This window comes from Gordonia sp. i37 (assembly GCF_002043085.1).
GTDB classification, from domain to species: domain Bacteria; phylum Actinomycetota; class Actinomycetes; order Mycobacteriales; family Mycobacteriaceae; genus Gordonia; species Gordonia polyisoprenivorans.
This window is the reverse complement of the sequence record NZ_MVPX01000074.1, coordinates 1-1,289: the sequence shown is the minus strand read 5'-3', so window position 1 is coordinate 1,289 and position 1,289 is coordinate 1. Positions and strand designations below refer to the sequence as shown.

The window sequence follows — 1,289 nt, the reverse complement described above, 5'->3', positions numbered from 1 at the left end:
GATCGCCACCGCGGCCGCCGAGGTCGTCAACCCGACGCCGATCGGAATGAACGCCCGGATGAGCGCATTGCCGATCTCGTCGACGTCATCTCCGGTGCGGGTCAACAGATCTCCGCGGCGCAGGGTCACCGAGTAGGCCGGCGATCCCGACGCCAACGCCACGTACAGCCGTTCGCGTGCGGTCGCCATCGCGCCGAGTGCGAGGTCATGGGTGGCCAGCCGCTCCAGGTACCGGAACAGTCCCCGCGAGATGCCCAGCGCGCGAACGGCGGTGATCGCGACCGACAGGTACAGCACCGGCGGCATCTGCCAGGCTCGGGTGATCAGCCACGCCGAGAGCGCAGCGAGCCCCAGCGCCGAGAGGGCACCGGCCACGCCGAGCATCAGCGACCACAGCACCGGCCGGGTGCGCAGACCGAGGAATCCCAACGCGCGGAGCAACGGATCGCGATGCCGCCCAGTGCTTGTTGAGACATCAGAGGTCTCAGCGAGATCAGCGGACACCGAGCACCTCCGGGAGTTCGACGACGTGGTCGGCGTTGGCGCGGGCCACATCGCGATGCGCGACGACGAGCACGGTGTCACCGGCGCGCGCCCGCGCGGCCAGCGCGGCGAGCACCGACTCCTCGCTCGCGGCGTCGAGGTGTGCGGTGGGCTCGTCGAGCAGCAGCAGCGGCGACGGTGAGGCCAGCACCCGGGTCAGCGCGAGTCGCTGCCGCTGTCCCGCGGACAGCCCGACGCCCCCGGTACCGAGCACGGTGTCGGCGCCGTCCGGCAACGAGGCCAGAACCTCGTCGAAACCCGTTGCGGCGCAGGCTCGGTGGAGCTGCGCCGGATCGAGTGCGCCGAAGAGGGCGAGGTTGTAGGCGACTGTGCCGGGCACCACGACCGGCTGCTGGGGCAGCCACGCGACCTGCTCGTGATAGGCGTCGGGTTCGAGTTCGGCCACCGGGATCGACCCGACGAGCACCGACCCCTCGTCGGGGGCGAGCAGTCCGAGGATGGCGGCGAACATCGTCGACTTGCCCGACCCGTTGGGTCCGGTGAACACCGTCAGCTCACCGGGATTCGCGGTCGCCGTGAGCTCGTAGGGCGCCCAGCCGTCCCGGCCGTGCACACCGACGTCGAGCAACCGGATCGGTTCTCCGGCAACGGTGCACGAGCGCGTCCGGCCGACACCCGCACCCGCGGAACCGGAGTCGATGAGATCGAGCACCTCGCCGGCAGCGGTCACCCCGTCGACCGAGTTGTGGAACTGCGCACCGACCTGCCGCAACGGCAGGGAGGCC

1 protein-coding gene and 1 pseudogene are annotated in these 1,289 nt (G+C 71.1%); both read right to left on the bottom strand.

Going from position 1 to position 1,289, the window contains the following annotated elements; translation table 11 throughout:
* A pseudogene (locus tag B1964_RS03190) lies at nucleotides 1–441 on the bottom strand (thiol reductant ABC exporter subunit CydC); the annotation flags it as partial.
* 52 nt (nucleotides 442–493) lie between these two features.
* Nucleotides 494–1,289 (bottom strand): ATP-binding cassette domain-containing protein (locus B1964_RS03185; RefSeq protein ID WP_139765607.1); only part of this gene is annotated, 796 nt, incomplete at its 5' end.